20 protein-coding genes are annotated in these 18,718 nt (G+C 65.6%); 11 read left to right on the top strand and 9 right to left on the bottom strand.

What is annotated here, in order from left to right; genetic code table 11:
* The first annotated feature begins 31 nt into the window (after positions 1–31).
* Positions 32–1,114, top strand: coding sequence for a histidinol-phosphate transaminase (gene hisC / locus AB0J47_RS36275; protein ID WP_364357027.1), 1,083 nt, complete (start codon positions 32–34; stop codon positions 1,112–1,114).
* On the opposite strand, the gene AB0J47_RS36270 is transcribed toward hisC, so the two are convergent.
* Positions 1,111–2,175 (bottom strand): alpha/beta hydrolase family protein, encoded by a 1,065-nt coding sequence (locus tag AB0J47_RS36270; RefSeq protein WP_364357024.1) that lies wholly within the window; start codon positions 2,173–2,175, stop codon positions 1,111–1,113. The two genes, hisC and AB0J47_RS36270, sit on opposite strands and share 4 nt — an antisense overlap.
* Before the next feature lie 422 nt (positions 2,176–2,597).
* On the opposite strand from AB0J47_RS36270, the gene AB0J47_RS36265 reads away from it, so the two are divergent.
* From AB0J47_RS36265 to AB0J47_RS36250, 4 genes are all read left to right on the top strand, one after another.
* Positions 2,598–3,728, top strand: coding sequence for a nitric oxide synthase oxygenase (locus AB0J47_RS36265; RefSeq protein ID WP_364357021.1), 1,131 nt, complete (start codon positions 2,598–2,600; stop codon positions 3,726–3,728).
* A 28-nt stretch (positions 3,729–3,756) separates the two neighbouring features.
* Positions 3,757–4,098, top strand: a complete 342-nt coding sequence (locus AB0J47_RS36260) for a hypothetical protein (protein ID WP_364357018.1) — start codon at positions 3,757–3,759, stop codon at positions 4,096–4,098.
* A 2-nt stretch (positions 4,099–4,100) separates the two neighbouring features.
* Positions 4,101–4,745: a hypothetical protein gene (locus AB0J47_RS36255; RefSeq protein WP_364357015.1), complete on the top strand. Its 645-nt coding sequence runs from the start codon at positions 4,101–4,103 to the stop codon at positions 4,743–4,745.
* A 405-nt stretch (positions 4,746–5,150) separates the two neighbouring features.
* Entirely contained in the window at positions 5,151–6,203 is a 1,053-nt protein-coding gene (locus tag AB0J47_RS36250) for an NAD-dependent epimerase/dehydratase family protein (protein ID WP_364357012.1), read from the top strand.
* A 1-nt stretch (position 6,204) separates the two neighbouring features.
* On the opposite strand, the gene AB0J47_RS36245 is transcribed toward AB0J47_RS36250, so the two are convergent.
* The 3 genes from AB0J47_RS36245 to AB0J47_RS36235 are packed head-to-tail and all read right to left on the bottom strand — an operon-like array spanning position 6,205 to position 9,235.
* Complete coding sequence (locus AB0J47_RS36245) at positions 6,205–7,230, bottom strand: HAMP domain-containing sensor histidine kinase (protein WP_364357009.1); 1,026 nt, start codon at positions 7,228–7,230, stop codon at positions 6,205–6,207.
* Positions 7,223–7,918 carry a response regulator transcription factor gene (locus tag AB0J47_RS36240; RefSeq protein WP_364357006.1) on the bottom strand — a complete coding sequence of 232 codons (696 nt, stop codon included), beginning with the start codon at positions 7,916–7,918 and terminating at the stop codon, positions 7,223–7,225. Before AB0J47_RS36240 ends, AB0J47_RS36245 begins: the two co-directional genes overlap by 8 nt.
* A 3-nt stretch (positions 7,919–7,921) precedes the next feature.
* Positions 7,922–9,235, bottom strand: coding sequence for a hypothetical protein (locus tag AB0J47_RS36235; RefSeq protein ID WP_364357108.1), 1,314 nt, complete (start codon positions 9,233–9,235; stop codon positions 7,922–7,924).
* 133 nt (positions 9,236–9,368) lie between these two features.
* Between AB0J47_RS36235 and AB0J47_RS36230 the strand changes: the two genes are divergently transcribed.
* The 5 genes from AB0J47_RS36230 to AB0J47_RS36210 are packed head-to-tail and all read left to right on the top strand — an operon-like array spanning position 9,369 to position 13,024.
* Positions 9,369–10,040 carry a glycosyltransferase family 2 protein gene (locus AB0J47_RS36230; protein ID WP_364357003.1) on the top strand — a complete coding sequence of 224 codons (672 nt, stop codon included), beginning with the start codon at positions 9,369–9,371 and terminating at the stop codon, positions 10,038–10,040.
* Positions 10,037–10,732, top strand: a complete 696-nt coding sequence (locus AB0J47_RS36225; RefSeq protein ID WP_364357000.1) for a DUF2064 domain-containing protein — start codon at positions 10,037–10,039, stop codon at positions 10,730–10,732. The genes AB0J47_RS36230 and AB0J47_RS36225 overlap by 4 nt, the downstream gene beginning before the upstream one ends.
* The gene (locus tag AB0J47_RS36220; protein WP_364356997.1) at positions 10,729–11,373 is read left to right on the top strand and encodes a class I SAM-dependent methyltransferase; all 645 of its coding nucleotides are present in this window, start codon (positions 10,729–10,731) and stop codon (positions 11,371–11,373) included. The genes AB0J47_RS36225 and AB0J47_RS36220 overlap by 4 nt, the downstream gene beginning before the upstream one ends.
* Complete coding sequence (locus AB0J47_RS36215; RefSeq protein ID WP_364356994.1) at positions 11,370–12,560, top strand: molybdopterin-dependent oxidoreductase; 1,191 nt, start codon at positions 11,370–11,372, stop codon at positions 12,558–12,560. The genes AB0J47_RS36220 and AB0J47_RS36215 overlap by 4 nt, the downstream gene beginning before the upstream one ends.
* Positions 12,557–13,024, top strand: coding sequence for a hypothetical protein (locus tag AB0J47_RS36210; RefSeq protein ID WP_364356991.1), 468 nt, complete (start codon positions 12,557–12,559; stop codon positions 13,022–13,024). The genes AB0J47_RS36215 and AB0J47_RS36210 overlap by 4 nt, the downstream gene beginning before the upstream one ends.
* A 132-nt stretch (positions 13,025–13,156) precedes the next feature.
* Here the strand turns inward: AB0J47_RS36210 and AB0J47_RS36205 are convergent, their stop codons facing one another.
* Both AB0J47_RS36205 and AB0J47_RS36200 read right to left on the bottom strand, forming a co-directional pair.
* On the bottom strand, positions 13,157–13,885 hold the full coding sequence (locus AB0J47_RS36205; protein ID WP_364356988.1) for a maleylpyruvate isomerase family mycothiol-dependent enzyme: 729 nt from the start codon (positions 13,883–13,885) through the stop codon (positions 13,157–13,159).
* Positions 13,886–13,895: 10 nt separating this feature from the next.
* The gene (locus tag AB0J47_RS36200; RefSeq protein ID WP_364356985.1) at positions 13,896–14,306 is read right to left on the bottom strand and encodes a RidA family protein; all 411 of its coding nucleotides are present in this window, start codon (positions 14,304–14,306) and stop codon (positions 13,896–13,898) included.
* 71 nt (positions 14,307–14,377) lie between these two features.
* Between AB0J47_RS36200 and AB0J47_RS36195 the strand changes: the two genes are divergently transcribed.
* The gene (locus tag AB0J47_RS36195) at positions 14,378–15,946 is read left to right on the top strand and encodes an esterase-like activity of phytase family protein (protein WP_364356982.1); all 1,569 of its coding nucleotides are present in this window, start codon (positions 14,378–14,380) and stop codon (positions 15,944–15,946) included.
* Here AB0J47_RS36195 and AB0J47_RS36190 read toward each other — a convergent pair.
* From AB0J47_RS36190 to dcm, 3 genes are all read right to left on the bottom strand, one after another.
* Complete coding sequence (locus tag AB0J47_RS36190; protein ID WP_364356979.1) at positions 15,943–16,653, bottom strand: DUF998 domain-containing protein; 711 nt, start codon at positions 16,651–16,653, stop codon at positions 15,943–15,945. The genes AB0J47_RS36195 and AB0J47_RS36190 overlap by 4 nt on opposite strands.
* 298 nt (positions 16,654–16,951) lie before the next feature.
* Entirely contained in the window at positions 16,952–17,374 is a 423-nt protein-coding gene (locus AB0J47_RS36185; RefSeq protein ID WP_364356976.1) for a very short patch repair endonuclease, read from the bottom strand.
* 13 nt (positions 17,375–17,387) lie between these two features.
* Positions 17,388–18,542 carry a DNA (cytosine-5-)-methyltransferase gene (dcm, locus tag AB0J47_RS36180; protein WP_364356973.1) on the bottom strand — a complete coding sequence of 385 codons (1,155 nt, stop codon included), beginning with the start codon at positions 18,540–18,542 and terminating at the stop codon, positions 17,388–17,390.
* Positions 18,543–18,718 lie beyond the last annotated feature (176 nt).

Genomic DNA, 18,718 nt, shown 5'->3' with positions numbered 1-18,718 from the left:
GATTTTCCGGTACCCGGCATATGGTTGAACGGTGACAGCGCACATCCGGCCGGACCTCGATTCGATCCCGGCGTACGTCCCCGGCCGCAACCATCCCGGCGCGGTCAAGCTCGCCAGCAACGAGACCACCTTCGGTCCGCTCCCGTCCGCCGCGAAGGCCATTGCCGAGGCCGCGGAACTGGCGAACCGCTATCCGGATAATCAGGTCACCGAGCTGCGCGCGGCCCTCGCGGACTTCCTCGGCGTCTCCTCGGCGAACGTCGCGGTCGGGTGCGGCAGCGTCGCGCTGTGTCAGGAACTGGTGCAGATCACCTGTGACGCACCGACCGACGAGGTGCTGTTCGCTTGGCGCTCCTTCGAGGCGTATCCGATCGTCACCCAGGTCGGAAATGCGACCTCCGTGCGGGTGCCGCTCACCCCGGAGCATGTGCACGATCTGGATGCGATGGTCGCCGCGGTCACCGAGCGCACCAAGCTGATCTTCGTCTGCAACCCGAACAACCCGACCGGCACCGCGGTCGGCGAGGCCGAGCTGGTCCGCTTCCTGGACGCGGTCCCGCGGCACGTGCTGATCGTGTTGGACGAGGCCTACTTCGAATATATGCGGCTCACCCCGGAGCAGCGCCCGAATGGTGTCGAGTTGGGCCGGAATCGGCCGAATGTCGTTGTGCTGCGGACCTTCTCCAAGGCGTACGGTCTGGCGGGGCTGCGCGCGGGTTATGCGGTCAGCGATCCGGCGGTGATCACCGCGCTGATGAAGGTACACATCCCGTTCAGCGTTAACCGGGTCGTGCAGGCCGCCGCGATCGCCTCGCTGGAGGCGCGGCACGAACTGCTCGACCGCACCGACGGTCTCGTCGTCGAACGCGATCGGATCCGCGACGCACTGCTCGCCGCGGGCTACGAGGTGCCGCCGAGTGAGTCGAACTTCCTGTGGCTGCCGCTGGGCGAGCGCAGCGCTGAATACGGCGAGGTGAGCGCGGAGGCAGGGGTGCTGTTGCGGCCGTACGGCACCGATGGCGTACGGGTGACCGCCGGTGAGCCGCACGAGAACGAGCAGTTCCTGCGGTTCGCGACCGATCCGGATGTGTTGGCGCGCTTCGGAATCGGCTAAAGACCCAACGCCCGCGATATCGTCGGCCACGACAAACCCAACTCATCGGCCCAGTACGGCCACGAATGCGTCCCGGTCGCCCGGAAGTTCGCGGTCACCGGAATCGCGAGCGCGGTGAGCCGATCGGCCAGCCTGCGGGTGCAGGCATTTGTCGCGGCCTCCAGCGGACCGCCGAATCCGATGGTGCTGACCACATCCGGGTTGTTCGGGGTGTCATATTTACCGGGCAGTCCGCTGCCGACCGACAGATAGATCGCCTTGCCGCGCAACGCTTCCGCGTGCAGCAGTACATCATGGTCCAGCCAGGCGGGATCGTGCTGATCGCCGAACATATTGTCCGGCCCGCCACGATAGGTCGCGATCACCGCGCGAGCCTGTGCCTGCCCGAGATCGGTTCCCATGGAGAAACACCCGCTGTGCGCCGCTATCGCCGTGTACAGCTTCGGCTGCCGGAAGGCCAGCATCATCGCGGCCTCGGCGCCCATGGAGACGCCCATGACGGCATTGCGCCCGTTGCCGTTGAATTTCGCGTCGATAAGCGGCGGCAGTTCCTTCGTCAGGAAGGTTTCCCACATATTGGTGCCGAGCACCGGGTCCGGGCGCTGCCAGTCGGTGTAGAAGCTGGCTGGTCCGCCGACCGTCAGCACCACGTTCACGTCTTTGTCTTCGAAGAATTTGTCCGCGTGTCCGAGCTCGGTCCAGTTGTTGCTCTCCGCCTCGGCGCTGCGCCCGTCGAGCATGTAGACGGTCGGGCGCGGATGGTTCTGCTCACGTGGCAGCAACACCTGCACCTCGACGGCGCGACTCATCGCGGGTGAGTTCACCCACACCCGCAGCCACCGGTCGTTGACGGGCACGATCCGATCGATCGAAGCGTGCGTCACGCCGGGGACGATGGGCTCCGCGGGGGAGGGACCATCCGCCGAACCGGTATTCGGGCGGGGCTGATCGCCCGGCGCTGCTAGCACCTGGGGTGGGCCGAACATCGCCGCACCGGCAATCAGTGCGACGCTAACTATGGCGCTGGATACCCAACGCCGCACCTCGCGCCGAGACAGCATGCCGCCCATCCTGCCAGAAATGCGAAAGTGGGCGCGCCAGGAGGAGGCACTGGTGCCTGGCGGATTCCGAACAGGCATTACGGCGAATTCAGGCACACGGCCAGCACACCGGTCTTAGGCTGCTGTGCGGGCGTTTTCAGGCGTCGATTGGGACGAGCATGATCGTGCACAGCAAACGGCAGCACTCAGGTCATGCTGCTGTGCGCGTGCTCGGCAAACCGACAGCCTGCGCGACCCCGCTTCCTGAACCGTCTGTCGCATGCGGGTTCTCCGCAACGCGGAGGCTACCGCGCGGACCTCCGGCGTAGCCCGGTGTCAGCTGCGCCCTGTGCGCGAAATTCTCTGCTCGATCAATGCCTGTCTGTTTAGCCGCAGTACCTCGTGCCCGACCGGAGAACACCGTGAATCAAGCGTTACCTGTCATGCCGCTCGAAAGCACCGCTGACACAAAACCTTTCGGACTCGATCTGAAAAGGCGGATGCGGGAGTGCGATGAGTTCTTCCGACTGCCCGAACTCGCGCATCTATCCGCGCAGCGCCGCCGCGCCGCATTGGAGCAACTCCAACAAACCGGCAGCTACGTGCAGACCGCCGAGGAAATCCTCATCGGCGCCAAGCTCGCATGGCGCAACCACGCCCGCTGCGTCGGGCGAAAACACTGGCGATCACTGAAATTGCTCGACGCACGGCGAGTGCGTTCGGCCCGCGACTTGGCCGAGGTGTGCTGGCAGCACCTGCATATGGCGACCAACGGCGGCGCCATCCAATCGATGATCACCGTCGGACCACCGCGCCAGGCCGACGGCCGCGAATTCCGCATCGTCAGCCCACAACTCATCCGCTACGCCGGCTATCGCAACGGCGACGGCACGGTAACCGGCGATCCGGCCAATATCGCGATCACCGAATTCGCCATGAAGCTCGGCTGGCGCGGCGCGGGCACGCCCTTCGACATCCTGCCGGTGCTCATCAGCACACCGGACGAGCCGATCCGCTGGTTCGACGTCCCGCCCGAACTGGCCCGCGAGGTCGAACTCGAGCATCCCGAATTCGACTGGTTCGCCGGTCTCGATCTGAAATGGCATGCGCTGCCAGCTGTTTCGAATATGAACCTGGAAGTCGGCGGTATCACCTATCCGTTCGCACCGTTCAACGGCTGGTACATGGGAGCCGAAATCGGCGCACGCAATCTCAGTGACACGACCCGCTACAACATGCTGCCGCTCATCGCCGAAATGATGTGCCTGGATACCCGACACGAGCGTTCACTGTGGCGCGATCAGGCGCTGGTCGAATTGAATCGCGCTGTGCTGCACAGCTTTCGGAAGGCCGGAGTGTATATCGTCGACCATCACACGGTCGCCAAGCAGTTCTGCGACCATGTCAGTCGCGAGCAGGCCGCGGGTCGCAAATGTCCGACCGATTGGAGCTGGATCAATCCGCCGATTTCATCGGGTGTGACCCCGACCTTCCACCGCTACTACGACGAACCCGAGCCGGAGCTGCGCCCGAATTTCGTGCGGCGGGACTTCGGCGGGGAAGGCGAAATCTGATCTTCGTTCGGCAGCGGTGGTGCGGTTGATGGACAAGAATGAGGCCATGGCACGGCGTTCCATGGGCTCGCAATGGGAAGAATTCGGCGCGCATCTGGAAGGTGCGCCGGGGCGGCTGCCGGTCGAGGTGCGGCGGTCGATTCGGGCCCGGGCATCGGGGGAAGATGGGGCGGCCGGGGTCCCCGATGATCTCGCCGACTTCGTCGAGCTGGTCGCCGAACGCTCGTATCGGCTCACCGAAAAGAACATCACGATGCTGGCCGAGGCGGGTCGTAGCGACGACGAGATCTTCGAGGCGGCCGTGGTCGCGGCCTACGGCGCCGCCGATCGACGGCTGCGTGCCGCCCGCCGTTCGTGGGAAGGTCGGTAGAAATGTGGCTCGACGCAGTCGAATCCGGCCAAGAACTCCCGGCCCGAATCATGTTCGCGACCATGCAGCGGTTGGGCCGTACCGAGGTTCCCGCGGTCATGAAGGTCATCTGCTATCGCCACCGCTACTTCGGCACCCCGCTATCCGACCTCATCCAGGCCGCCATGCGCGGACCGTCCTGCTGGACCGTCGCCGAACGCGAAATCTTCGCGACCAGGGCATCGCAGTCCAATGAATGCCCCTTCTGCCAGTCCGCCCACCGCGGCATCGCGGGCGCTTACATCGCCGAAAACCTGGTCGATGAAGCACTGGCAGCCGGCGACAACTCACCCCTGCGCCCCGAAGCCCACGCCATGCTCGAATTCGTCGGAAAAATGGTCCGCGACCCCGACGGACTCACCTCCGGCGACGCCGATAAAGTCCGCGAGGCCGGAGTCACCGCCGAAGCTTTCGACGAAGCCGTCTGGGTAACAACCCTTTTCAACGTCATCAACCGAGTTATGAATACCGTAGGGGCCGAAGCGCTCGAAGCCGGCCAAGCCCGAGTCGGCGCCCGCTTCATCAAGGCCTTCGGCTACCGAACCCCACCCCCGGTGCGCTACCTTTCCCGCGGCGCTCGAGAACCAAGCGGCTTCGAGCATGCTTGACCGGCACTCGGGAGATGTGCCGGGTTGGGCCTGCGGCCCTGAGGTAGCTTCGGCACTTCGGCTCGCGCCGACGCTGCGGTGATCAGCGCACGCACCGCCTCGCCCGTTGACGCTTGGTCGGCCGAATGCCGAACGCTGTGCCGTAGCGCCCGATCCCACGCGGCTGGCCACCGTCAATCGAGGGTGTTATCGAGTAGCGGGGGCAACTGACTCGCTGCTGGTGCGTGTGTGGGCGGCGCGCTGAATGGACCCGCAGCGCAGTCCGGGATCGTGACGAAAGTCTGACGGCGTGGGCGGGTTGCGGCGAATATCGAGGTGTTGGCAGCAGAATCAGCGGCATGACCTCACTAAACGACGGAGTGGGTAGCGGGCGGGTCGGGCACTGCGATCTGGGGTGGTGGTGACATGCGTGTGCTACTGACGGGGGCTGCGGGGTTTATCGGGGCCCGGGTGCATCGGGAGCTGGTGCGGGCGGGGCACGAGGTGGTGGCGGCTGATTTGATGTTGCCTGCGGCGCACGGGGTTGGCGCGGTTGTTCCGGAGGACGTGCGGTTGGTCGATGTGCGGGATGCGGCTGCGCTGGATTCGGTGTTGCGGGGGATTGATGTGGTTTGTCATCAGGCGGCGGTCGTGGGTGCAGGGGTGAGCGCGCAGGATGCGCCCGCTTACGCGAGCCATAACGACCTGGGGACCGCGGTTTTATTGGCGGCGATGGATCGGGCTGGGTGTCGGCGGCTGGTGTTGGCTTCGTCGATGGTGGTTTATGGGGAGGGGCGGTATCGCGGGGCTCGGGCCGTCGAGGTCGGGGTGCGCCGACGCGGGGATCTCGAGGACGGGATGTTCGAACATCGGGATCCGGATTCGGATGAGGCTTTGAATTGGGTGCCGGTGCCGGAGCATGCGCCGTTGCGGCCGCGGAGCCTCTATGCGGCGGCGAAAGTGGCGCAGGAGCACTACGCGTCCGCGTGGGCGGCGGTAACCGAATCCGGGGTCACCGCGTTGCGTTATCACAATGTTTATGGCCCCGATATGCCAAGGGATACACCGTATTCCGGAGTCGCCGCGATCTTCCGATCCGCGCTGGAAGCGGGCGAGCCGCCGCAGGTTTTCGAAGATGGCAGGCAGGCGAGGGATTTCGTACACGTCAGCGATATCGCGGCGGCGAATCTCGCGGCGGTCGAATATGCGCATACCGGGTTCGTTCCGCTCAATATCGCCTCGGGACGTCCGATCACTATCGGCGCGGTCGCGGGCGCCTTGGCCGCGACGCGCGGTGGTCCTGAACCGGTGATCACCGGACGCTATCGCCCCGGCGATGTGCGGCATATCGTCGCGAGCCCCGAACAGGCACAACGCATTCTGGGATTCACCGCGCAGGTGGATCCACTCGACGGCCTTGCCGAGTTCGCGTTCGCACCGCTGCGCGCGGTTGCGGGGGCGGGCGCGCCGGTGGCGTAATTCAGTTTCCGCTGAGCGGTAGTCGAACTTCGAAGCGGCAGCCCTGCTCTCGGTTCTCGGCGCTGATATCACCGTGGTGGGCTTCGACCAGTCCCGCTGCGATCGCGAGCCCCATACCGCTCCCGGAGGACACACCGTCGGAGGCGACAGGGGAGCGAGCGGCGGTACCGCGGTAGGCGACTTCGAATATTCGTGGCAGATCGGCCTCGGAGATGCCGGGGCCGGTGTCGTCGACGCGTGCCCAAGCCTGACCGTTGGAGGTACCTGCGGATATCGCGACCTGGCCACCGGGTGGGGTGTGGGCGATCGCGTTGGAGACGAGGTTGGTCAGCACACGGCCGAGGGCGCGATCACTCGCCGCGACAACGATTTCGGAGTCGGGTTGTTCGGCATGCAGGAGGACTTCGGCACGTTCGGCATTCGGTCGGTTGGCGGCCAGTACCTCATCGATCAACTCGCGCAGATCGACCGGCTCCAGCTCCAAACGCAACGCACCCGCATTGATCTTCGACATTTCGAACAGGTCATCGACCATGACCGACAGCCGATCCGTTTCGCGCACAATCTGTTCCGCGTAACGTGCCACGTCGTCGGTGCCGGTGACTACGCCGTCGGAGAGGCCCTCGGCCATCGCGCGGATACCGGCCAGCGGGGTCCGCAGGTCGTGGCTCACCCAAGCGACGAGTTCGCGGCGTGAGTGTTCCGCCATCCGCTCCTGTTCGCGGATCTGCTTCTCCCAGACCGTCTTTCGGGCCTGCTCTCGGCCGAGTAGCAGTGCGGCGGGCACGGTGACCGCCGCGACGACCGCGAGCACGACCGCCGTGCGCTCGAGTTCATCGGTGAACATCAATCCGCTGACCCCGATAATGCCTGCCAGCGTGGACAGCGTCGGGATCAGCACCAGCACCGCCATGCTCGCGGTCATGGAGCGATTGCTGGTGGTGCGCAGGATCGTCGCGCCGATGGCGACGATCGGAAGCGAACACGCCAGCGCGTAGCCGATCAACTGGAGGGTGTTCTCAGGCACTGGATTCTCCATTCCGGCCCCAGATATAGCCGCGGCCCCAGACTGTCTCGATTCGGTGCCGGGCACCGAGTTTCGCCCGCAGACGCTTGATATGCACGGTGACGGTGGACAGGTCACCGAAATCCCAGCCCCACACCTTGGCCAGCAGTTCCTCCCTGCTGAACACCTGGTGCGGATGACGCAGCAGGAAGACGAGCAGATCGTATTCGCGCGCGGTCAGGTCGACCGGCCTGCCGTCCACCAGCACCGACTGCGAACCCGGTCGCACCTCGACCGCACCGTCGCGCAGGACCTCCGTACTCGGCTGCCGCGGCGCCTGCGAACGCCGCAGCACCGAGGCGACCCGCAGCGCGAGCTCGCGGGCGCTGAACGGCTTGGTGACGTAATCGTCGGCGCCCGCCTCCAGCCCGAGCACACGATCGTCCTCGTCGCCGAGCGCGGTGAGCAGGATGATCGGGGTGTCCGGGCGTGGGCCGGAACGCACCGCGCGGCAGATTTCGATGCCGTCGGGGGCGGGCATCATCACGTCCAGGACGGCCAGCTCGATGGGGTCGCTGGTGGGTTCGGTGAGTTGTGCCAGGGTCGAGATGCCATCCGAGGTTTCCACGACGGTGAGCCCGTCGCGTTCGAGGTAGCGTCGCACCACATCACGAACCAGCGGGTCGTCGTCGGCGATCAGAATGCACATGGATTACCAATTCGTCAGGATCGTGTGGGCGAGTACGAGGGTGCCCAGCGCTTGCAGAAATAGCCAGACGCGGGTGCTGGACCGTGGCAGAAACGCGGTCGCGGCGAGTAGCCAGAGGTCGAACGGCAGCCAGATGCGCTCGGTCTCCGCCTTGCTCAGGCCACTGAGGTCTGCCACCAATATCGCGCACAATGCCGCCACCACCAAGAGCGCGGTCGCATCGAATGGTCTGCGCAGCGCGCTCGGTAGACCGGCGGCGGTGGCCAGGCCGACCGCGCAGACGGTGGCGGCGAGATTCGCCCAGACCCAGTACGCGTACGGACGCTCGGCGGCGATGCCCTGGTAGTACCGCTCGACCACCAGGTGATAGCCATCCAGCCACCAGAAGCCGGCCAACGTGAAGGCTGACACGACGATCAGCGCGCCGAGCGCGGCAGGCAGCAGCGGCCGGAGGGTTCGGCCCGCGATCAGGACCGCGAGGGCGGGAACGACCATGATCACGAGGCCGTAGCTGAGATAGCTGCCGAGCCCGAACAGCACACCAGAGCCAACGGCGACCAACGGCCGTCGGACCGCGATAGCCAGCAGTGCCACCGCCCATGCTGTGACACCCGCGAACATGGCGTCCGCCGAAACCGCGATCCACACCGCAGCGGGCGCTATCGTCAAGAACGGCAATGCCTGTCGTGCTCGATCCTCGGCACCGAGCGCGCGCAGGGTGACCGCGACCGCGACGATCGCACTGGATCCGATCAGTAGACAAGCCAGTCCCGCCCATGCGCCGCCGCGCAGGCCGATGCGATCGAGCAGGATGAAGAACAGCAGCGCGCCGGGTGGATGCCCGGAGACGTGGGTTGTCCAGGAATCCGGTTGGAAATCCAGAATGCGGTCGGAGAACCCGCGCAGCATGGCCGGAATATCGCGGACGGCGGGGACCTCGTACAGATATTCGTGGCCGTCGGTGAGTCTTGCGGCGAATCCGCGCTGCCAGCCGTCGATCATGGCCAAGGCGAAAGCCCATGCCATAGCGGCCACCCAAGACACCGTGAGCAGTCGCCGCCAAGGCAGCGACTGCGCCATGGCTGGACCGAATCGGATAACCAGTATCGCGATCGCGATGGCCGGTACCGAACCCCAGCCGACGTGCGGCAACCAGTTGCCGAAGATGGGGGCTGATCCCGCGTAAAGTTTGCTCCGCCACTGTTCGCTGGCAATTCGCGGGACCAGGAATGCTGCCAGAGTGAGCACTGCGGCAATACCTGCTCCCAGATACTCGCCACGTATCCGGCCGCGTGGGGATGTCGGGGCCTCCGTCACGTCATGCACGAACCTCACGATAAGGCCGCATCACGCGGAAAACCTGTGCTCGAGCGGTTCTGAACATGGATGTCACTGTTTCGTCACCAGTTTTTCGGCCTCGATTCGGCCGGGCTGACATAGCGTCGGAAAGGTGACCGAGACCCTCCACAACCCGGACGGCGTGACCGTTGTCATCCCGTGCCGAGACGAAGCTGAGGCGTTGCCAGATGTGCTCGCGGCCATCCCGGCAGGGTTCCATGTGCTGGTCGTGGACAATGGCTCGACCGACGCGACGGCCGAAGTGGCCCGCCGATGCGGCGCCGCTGTCGTATCCGAGGTGCGGCCCGGGTACGGGGCTGCCGTGCAAGCCGGGATTGCCTCGACCAGAACGGATTTGGTCGCCTTTCTCGATGGTGACGGATCGATGGACCCGAGCGAGTTGCCGCCGCTGGTCGAATTGGTGCGTGCGGGTGCCGATTTGGCGGTCGGACGGCGTAAGCCGGTGCGTCGGGGGGTATGGCCGTGGCATGCGCGGCTCGGCAATCTGGTTATCGCCGGGCGGTTGCGTCGCCGATACGGACTGCCCGTGCACGATATCGGTGCCATGCGCGTGGCCCGCCGCACCGCTTTGCTTTCCCTCGGACCGCTGCACACGCGCTCCGGCTATCCGCTGCAATTGTTGATCGGCGCGGCAGGCGCGGGGTGGCGCGTGGTCGAGCGTGATATCGCTTATCGGCCACGGGCGGGCGGTGTTTCGAAGGTATCGGGATCGTGGCTCGGCACCCTGCGCGCGACCCGCGACTTCTTGGCGGTGCTGCGATGAACTACTTTCGACCCTCGCCCGTCGCCGCGACACTGCTCGTGCTTGCCAAGGCTCCGATTGCTGGGCTCGCCAAAACTCGTCTGACACCGCCGCTTTCGCCCCGTGACGCCGCCCGAGTCGCTGCGGCATCGCTGCTGGATACCTTGGAATCGATGTCGCGGAGTCCGGTCGCACACCACATCGTCGCGTTCACCGGTGAACTCGCGGATGCCGAGTGTGCGGATGAAGTAGCAAGGGCACTAACTGGTTTCGAGGTGATCCCGCAGCGCGGCGCATCTTTTGGTGAGCGCCTGGCCAATGCACACGCCGATGCCGCGCGGTACGGGCTGCCGGTTTTGCAGATCGGCATGGACACACCGCAGATCGGTCCGGAGGTGCTGAGCTGGGCCGCCCGCGAGCTGGTGTTGCGCGGCGACGCACTGCTCGGCCCCGCCGACGATGGCGGCTGGTGGGCGCTCGGGCTGCCGACACCACAGGCCGCGCGCGCACTCGTCGACGTTCCCATGTCGACTGATCGAACCGGCGAGCTAACCCGAGATGCCGTGCGGCACTGCGAGCTTCGCGTGCGCTCGCTGCCGCGCTACAACGATGTCGACACCTTCGCCGACGCACTCCAGGTGGCACGCGAATCCGACGGGCGGTTCGCGCGCCTGATTCAGCAGCTGCACCACGCCCTGCTGGCACACCGATGAGCGATATCTTCGATCTCGCGCTGGCGGGTGAGGACTGCTGGGTGCGCGATGCGGACGGACGGCGTCATCCGCTGCGCACCCGGCGCTGGCTGGGCTTCGACGATGCCGACCGTCCGGCCGATGTAGCGCTGACCTGCTGCTGTGATGGACCGACGCTGGATCTTGGGTGTGGTCCGGGGCGGTTGGTGGCAGCATTGCTGCGCCGCGGGATCATCGCATTGGGGGTCGATATCTCGCCGATGGCCGTGGCTACCACCAGATTTCGCGGTGCGCCGGCATTGCAGCGGGACCTGTTCGGGCCATTGCCCGGCTCTGGCCGTTGGTCTTACGCGATTCTCGCGGACGGCAATATCGGGATCGGTGGTGACCCGGTCCGCCTGCTGACCCGAGCGGGCGAGCTCCTTGCCCGCGATGGCATCGCGGTGGTCGAATTCGCTCGTCCCGGTGTCGGTGTAGTGACGAATCCGATTCGGCTGGAGACGAGAAACCGAGTGGGGGAATGGTTTCCGTGGGCGCGCGTGGGGATAGATCGGGCCGAGGAATTGGCTGCGGCGGCCGGGTTCCGCATGGTGGCGGCAATGGAGGTGTCCGGTCGGCATATTGCCTGGTTGAGATCGGGAAGTAGTAGGTGGGCGTCATGACGACCGCGCGCGGACCCGAAGTCGCGAGTCGAATAGGGCTGGCTCTGGGCAGCGCGATACTGCTCTGTTTCATCACCGGTTTGCTGAGTCACTGGATTCAGCATCCGCCGAGCTGGTTCTGGTGGCCTGCCCATCCCGCGTGGATGTATCGGGTCACCCAAGGCACCCATGTGATCTCGGGTGTCGTAGCGATCCCGCTGCTGCTGGTGAAGCTCTGGGCGGTGTACCCCAGACTGTTTCAGCGTCCGATCATCGGTTCACCGTTGCGGATCCTCGAACGTGGTTCCATCGCGATCCTGGTCGGCGCTGTCATCTTCCAACTGTCGACCGGCCTCCTCAATATCGCCCAGTACTACCCGTGGAAGTTCTTCTTCCCCACCGCGCACTACGCTATGGCCTACCTTGCCGCCGGTGCGCTAGCGGTGCATTTGGCCGTCAAACTGCCTGTCATTCGTGACGCGCTGCAACGTCCGCTGACGGAATCCGAGGTCGGGTCTCCCACCAGACCGCGCACTGGGCTGCGGACCGGAGCGGTTGCGGTGTCCGAGACGAAGGTCGGGAGCGGTAGGGCCGACGAAACCGATTCCCGGCCGCATATTTCACGGCGCGCGGTGTTGACCGGCACGGGCATTGCCGCTGTCGCAGCGGGTTTGGCCGTTGCCGGGCAGACGATCCCATTCCTGCGCTGGGCCGCCGTGCTCGCACCGCGCAGTGGGCGTGGGCCGCAGGGGGTTCCGGTCAATCGATCCGCTGCGGCCGCGGGGATCGGTGAGCGGGCGAGCGACCCCGGATACCGGTTGACGGTGACGATAGGTGATCGGAAGCGCCAGTTCACCAGAAACGAACTGCTTTCCCTGCCGCAAACTCGGGCCAGTCTGCCGATTGCGTGCGTCGAAGGATGGAGTGCCGGAGCAGACTGGTCCGGCGTGCGCCTGTTGGATCTGCTCACGGCGGCCGGGGGCTATTCCGGTGGCGATATCCGATTCCGCTCGCTGGAGCAGACCGGCATCTACGGCAGTTCGATTCTCCCGCAACGTCATGCGGTCGACGACAGCACGCTGGTCGCCCTGACCATCAATGGTGAAACCCTCGATCTCGACCATGGCTACCCCTGCCGTCTAATCGCCGCCAACCGGCCCGGCGTCCTGCAAACGAAATGGCTGTCCGAAATCGAGGTGCTGCCATGATCGCGGCCCGCATTGTGCTGCTGCTCGTCGGCATCTGGCTCGGCTGGTTTGGCATCAGCGCGTTATTCCACCTGCCCCCAACAGATCTCACTTCTGCCGTGATCTGGTTCGCGGGCGGAATCCTGCTCCACGATGCGGTATTCGCCCCGATCTGCGCCGCAATCGGACTTACGGCACGCCATCTCCTACCGCGCACGTGGTGGGCCGTCACCGCCTGCGGTGCGATCTGCTCGGTCGCCCTGGTGCTGATCGCCCTCCCGGTCCTGGATCGTCGCAACGCCATGCCGAGTAACCCGACGGTCCTCGACCGCAACTACACCCTCGGACTGGTAGCCGCCTTGATCCTCGTTTGGTTGCTGGTCTTCATCGCACACGCCGTGTCGAACCGATCCGGTCGAGGGCATGCGCCCAACCAGAAACCAGGCCTGCAACAGGCGAAGATCAGGCGTGGAGGCGCATCGTAGCCGGGGGCTTCTCTACAGGCTCCATGCAACAGCGACATCTGCTTGGGCGACAGCTTCACCGAACCGCGTGCACTGCCGGTCCCGTCGCAGCACGCGAGAAGACTGCAGTGCGGAGCTGCGCACCTCGCGATGCTATTTCCACGAGGGAAGAGTAGGCAGCGCGCCGCTCAGCTCCGCACCTTCGGAACGGCCGAGCAGCCACGCGAGCACGGCGGAAGCGGGCCCGCTGACGGCGTGGTCAGCAGACCCACCCCCAACAGTCGCCGTGAAGCCCGTATCAGTGGTTCGGACCTCGAAAGCAGCCGCAGGATCAGCCTCAGCAGCAATCCCTTTCGTCAGATCCGCAACGGCGCGCGGAAGTAACCGAGCAACGAAATCAGCTGGCCAGTCACCAGGTTGGTAGCCAGCCGCCAAATCGACATGGTGGATCTCCACCTCTTGTAGCCGCATCCAAATGACCTCGGTCGCCGGAATAGGCCGCCCCTGCCTGGTCCGAACTGTCGCGGTCCACGCATCCTCGGGAATTGCCTCGGCGAGCGCCAGCCAGCGATCAGCCGCCGCTTCGTTATCGGCCAACTGCTCGGCAAGCGGCCGCGGCGCACCCGCCTCGATATCGGCATCCCGGATGAACATGCTCGCGTACTGCGGTGTTTCGATCCCGGTCCGCGCCCAGAGCAACAAATTGACCAGGCTGTCGGCGTTGCGCGCAAGGTGTGCGAGCAGATGTCCCCGCGTCCACCCGGGCAGCAGCGACGGCACTGTCACGTCATCGTCCAGCCCACGGATGGTGTCGAGCAGACGTTTCGTCGCCGCGGCGACAGTTTCGAGCTGAACGGTGGTCTCCGGCGCGTCGCTGGTCACCCGATCGACATTAGCGATCCGAGCCCGGAACCGTCGCACAAATTGCGTCGGCCTCGATCTCCACCAGCAGTGCGGGGGTGATCAGCGCCTTGATCTCGTACATCGACGCGGCCGGGCGGATATCGCCGAATACCTCGGCGTGCGCCTTCGCGACCTCGGGCCAGCGCGCGATATCGGTGACGAAGATCCGCGTCCGAACAACATCGGCAAAGCTCGCACCCGCCTCGGTGAGCGCAGTGCCGATGCGGCGCAATGCTTCTCGGGCCTGCTCACCGATATCGTCACCGCCGACGGCGTTCCCGCCGGGCAGCGAGGCCGTGGTGCCGCTGACGGCGACCGTATTGCCGACCCGAACCGCCCGCGAGTAGCCGACGATATCCTCGAACTCCGATCCCGACGCGATATTCATCCGATCACCCATGGCGAAAGCATGACATCAACTGGTCATTTGGACGTAGGGCTTTTGTCGGAGATGTGCGGTAGGCAGACATCGTGAAAGCGCACCCTCGTATCACCGCGGTCGCCGTCCTCTGTGTGGGCGTGCTGGCCGCAGGCTGCTCGTCCTCGGACACCAAGGCCGACTTCACCGTGGCCAAGGACCAGCCGCTGGTGATCTCCCTGGACGACCTGCTGGCCGCCACCGGTGGCACCGCCGCCGTGACGATCGCCGATCCGGAACACGGCACACTGACCCGCCGCCTCGACGGCGCGCTGGTCTACCAGCCGAAGCCGGGTTATAGCGGCACCGACGAGCTGAAGGTCACCACCACCGACGCGGTTCGCCTTTACACCACCGACATTCCATCGCTCGGCGAATTCGGTGGCACTACCGTGCAGGCCAGCGGTTACGGCTCCGCATGGACGCCGGTACCGGGCACACCGGGCGAGTTCTACGGACTCACCGACCGCGGCCCCAACGTGGACGGTCCCGGTAAGAACGAGAAGCTGACCCCGACACCGGGTTTCGTACCCAGGATCGGTCGATTCAAGCTGATCGGCAATCGCGCGGTCCTGCAATCGACGATCGATCTGCACACCGCCAGCGGCACCCCGTTCAACGGCCAGGTCGACATCGCCGCGAGCACCGGCGAAACCATCAGGGACCTCGCCGGAAATATCCGGCCGCCCACCGACCATGGCCTCGACCCCGAGGGACTGGTCGCCCTGCCGGACGGCAGCTTCTGGGTCAGCGACGAATACGGCCCATTCCTGGTGCATTTCGACGCCAAGGGTTCCGAAATCGAGCGATTCGCGCCGGGATCAGTTCTGCCCAAAGAACTTTCGCTGCGCACCCCGAACCAGGGTATGGAGGGCCTGACCATCACACCCGACGGTGGCACCCTCGTCGGCGTCGTACAGAGCGCCCTGAAAACCCCCGGTCTCGACGGTTCGGCCAAGGACGTGCCGATGACCCGCATCGTCGCCGTCGACCTGAAGACCAAGGCGGTCAAGGAATTCATACTCCCGCTGCAGGATCCCAAGCGCACCAAGGTCGCAGACTCCGAGATCACCGCGCTGAGCGCCACCACCTTCCTGGTCGACGAACGCGACGGCGAGTTGCCCCCGAAGGCCGACAAGAAACTGTGGACAATCGATATCTCCGCTGCCACCGACGTCGGTCCGGATTCGAAGGTCCCCGGCGCACAATACGATCCGGAACGTGGCGGCCTCCAGGTCGAGGGCAAGCCGCTGGAAACCCTGGTCGGCCCCGTTTCGACGAATGACGCAACCGCGGCACTGAAGAAGGTGGGCATCACCCCGGCCGCCAAGACCGCGAACCTGGATTTCGCCGCCCTGGTCACCAGCTTGAACGCCGACGGCAAGTTTTTCGGTCACGATAAGATCGAGGGCGTCGCCACGCTCGACGGCGGCAAAACCCTCTACATCGCCAATGACAGCGATTTCGGCCTCGCCGCCGGCAAGGGCGACCAGCCACCCTTCGGCCTGAAGCCCAAGACGCTGCCCAACGGTCTGCCGGACACCGGCGAAATCCTCGAGATCGACACCACCGAACTGCCCGCGAAACTCGACACCCACACGGTCGAGATCGAAGTCGACTAACCCGAATCGCTCTCGACCCATTCGCGGCCTTCCAGAATCACCGCGGCCGCCAATGTGATCAGCCACAGCGACATCGATCCGACCTGGATCCGCTGGGCGATGCCGAGCGCGTAATTGCCGGTCAGGTTGTCGGCGACCAACATCCACACGGTCGCCGCCGACCCGATCACCAGCACCACCACACCGGCCTCGCGCAGAATCCGCCAGCGGTGATACCGGAAGGCGGCCACGCTGAACGCGAAGGTCGCGACGGCGATAGCGGTGACCGCGATGGTGCTGGTCAGCGCGTGCGGCTGATGCAATTGCGGGAACAGTTCGCTGCCACCGCCGCCGCATTCGGCTTTGTCCTGCGGGGTGCAATCATGCAGTGGGAGCAGCACATCGCCGATGGTCGCGGCGCCGAAGCAGAACAGCGCGATCCAGCCGATGGTGGTGAATCTGCGACGCGGAAATAACAGCAGCCCGGCGATCGCGGCGGGCATCAGCAATACTCCGACGATCTTGTCGGCGGTCGCGAACAACTCGCGATGTGGTTTGCCCTCGGCATCGAGCTCACTGAGGAACGAGTTGACCGGATCGACGTCGATCTTCAGTACGAACTCCAGCAACCACGACGAATAGCAGAGTCCGGCGATCGCGATCGCGACCGCGATGAGCCCGCAGGCCACCCGGACGTGGCGTTCGGCGAGCGTCCGGCTATCAGTCACTGGATCATTCTCCGCCTCCTGGTTGGTCCGGTGTTCAACAGTAGGTGCGGGTGTCCGCACCGACAGGTCTTCCACACACCTCATTACCAACTCGAACACAGGCTTCTGTCAGGTCCGTCGGCGATGGTTGGTAGAACTGAGGAGGTCCCCATGATCGGAATCACAACGGCCATCGCCGGAATGCTGGTGCTGACGGTAATGGCGGTGTCGGGCTATCTGGCCGCACACGCGCCTCGCACGCTGGTTCGGGTGCGAGAGCGCCGCTAGCGACTGCTTGCAGGTCGCTCGAAAGGGTCAGCTAGCGCCGCGCGGCCAATACGGCCTGGATCCGGTCGGCCGCCACAGTGGCGTCCTCGTGTTCCCACACTCGGATCACCAGCCAGCCCGCGGCCGCCATCGCCGCATCGGTGGCCCGGTCACGGGCCACATTTCCAGTCAATTTGTCTGCCCACCACTGTGCGTTGTTCTTCGGATCGGTCGCGTGCTGCGGGCACCGGTGCCAGAAACATCCGTCCACATACACCGCAACGCGCAGCCGGGGAAACACCAGATCCGCCCGCCGACGCTGCCCGCGTACGGGCGCACGATCGACGAAATAGCGCAATCCGCGCCGATGTAATTCCCGGCGCAGCGCGAGTTCGGGCCGGGTACCGCTGCGCCGCTGGCGGGCCATCCGCGCACTGGTTGCGGCATCGGTGAGCGGACGCCGAGCCGGGTTCATGACGTCGGTAACCTCATGCCGCCCAGCCGCCCATCCGGTCGAGATGACTCTCCACATCGGCCAGAAATCCGGGCGGGAACCGTAGATTGCCCATTCCGGTGCGGCGTAGGAACCCGGCAGTCGCCCGCGCCGAGAGCAGCCGCGAATCGGTGAGGAAATGGTGCAAGTCCTCGTATGGCTCGTGCACCGGCCAAGTCGAAACCGGCACCCGATAGGCGCTGCCCGCGCGACCCCACGCGGCAACCGGCCACGGCCGTCCCGCCGGCAACGGCTCATCACCCGGAATCGGGTCCAGCGGTTCGGCCAGCCGGGCGCCGACCCAGGAGGCCATCCGCACACTCACCGCATTCCCGATCAGCTTCCACCGGTGCCCGTGCCGAATTCCGGGCACCGTGGTCGCCGGTTCGGTCCAGTCGGCGTCGAAGCCCTGCAGCCGCTCACCGTCGATGATGCCCGGCGTCACGATCTCGCCCGATGGCAACCGAACCGCGGGCGGACTCGCGATGCCCAGCGCCGAACCGCCTTTGAGCGTCGGGATCGCATTCACCGCCCAGCCGAGCCCCCGCACACCCTCGGTCCAGTAGAAGCCGCACGGATCCTGTTCCGGGTCACCGAGATCGAGCTGTCCGGCATCGTCGGCGAACAGCACCCGGCGCGGATCCTCGGTGCGCGAGGCCAGCATCAGCACCCGCTGACGGCGTTGTGGCAGCCCGAACGCGCGCGCATCCACCACCCGGTATGCCCAGGTGTAGCCGAGCTCCTCCAGCGCGTTCGTGATGTGTCGCATGGCCGCCCCGCGGCCCAGCTGCAGCATGAACGGCACATTCTCGATCAGCAGCCAGCGCGGCCCACGCTGACGGCGCACCAGCCGGAACACCTCGTCCACAAGACCTGAGCGCTTACCGGTGATGCCCGCGGTGCGTCCGGCCTGCGACAGGTCCTGGCAGGGAAATCCGGCGGCGACCAGCTCGGTACCGGCGGGTAGGGCACGCAGCCGAGTGATGTCGGCCTGCAACGGAACTCCGGGAAAGCGCGCGGCGAGCACCGCCTGCGCACCGGGATCGATCTCGCACAGCAGCTCGGTGTGCCAGCCGTGGTCGCCAAGGCCGAGCTCCAGCCCGCCGATACCGGCGAACAGCCCGACCATCCGCCCGCCCGTCACAGTCATCCCTTCTCGCGGTTGCTCGCGGATCGCTCGGACCTCACCAGCACTGCGTATCCGCTCAGCAGGTTACTCGAGCAGTAGATGCGACGACCAGCGACGGCCACGGTAGTGTGTCGAGCACCTGATCCGGCCGGATGCGCGACAATGCTCACGGTCGAATCACGGTTTGCTCGGTCGTT

Source organism: Nocardia sp. NPDC049737 (assembly GCF_040674755.1).
Lineage (GTDB): Bacteria > Actinomycetota > Actinomycetes > Mycobacteriales > Mycobacteriaceae > Nocardia.
This window is presented reverse-complemented; position numbering and strand designations above follow the sequence as displayed.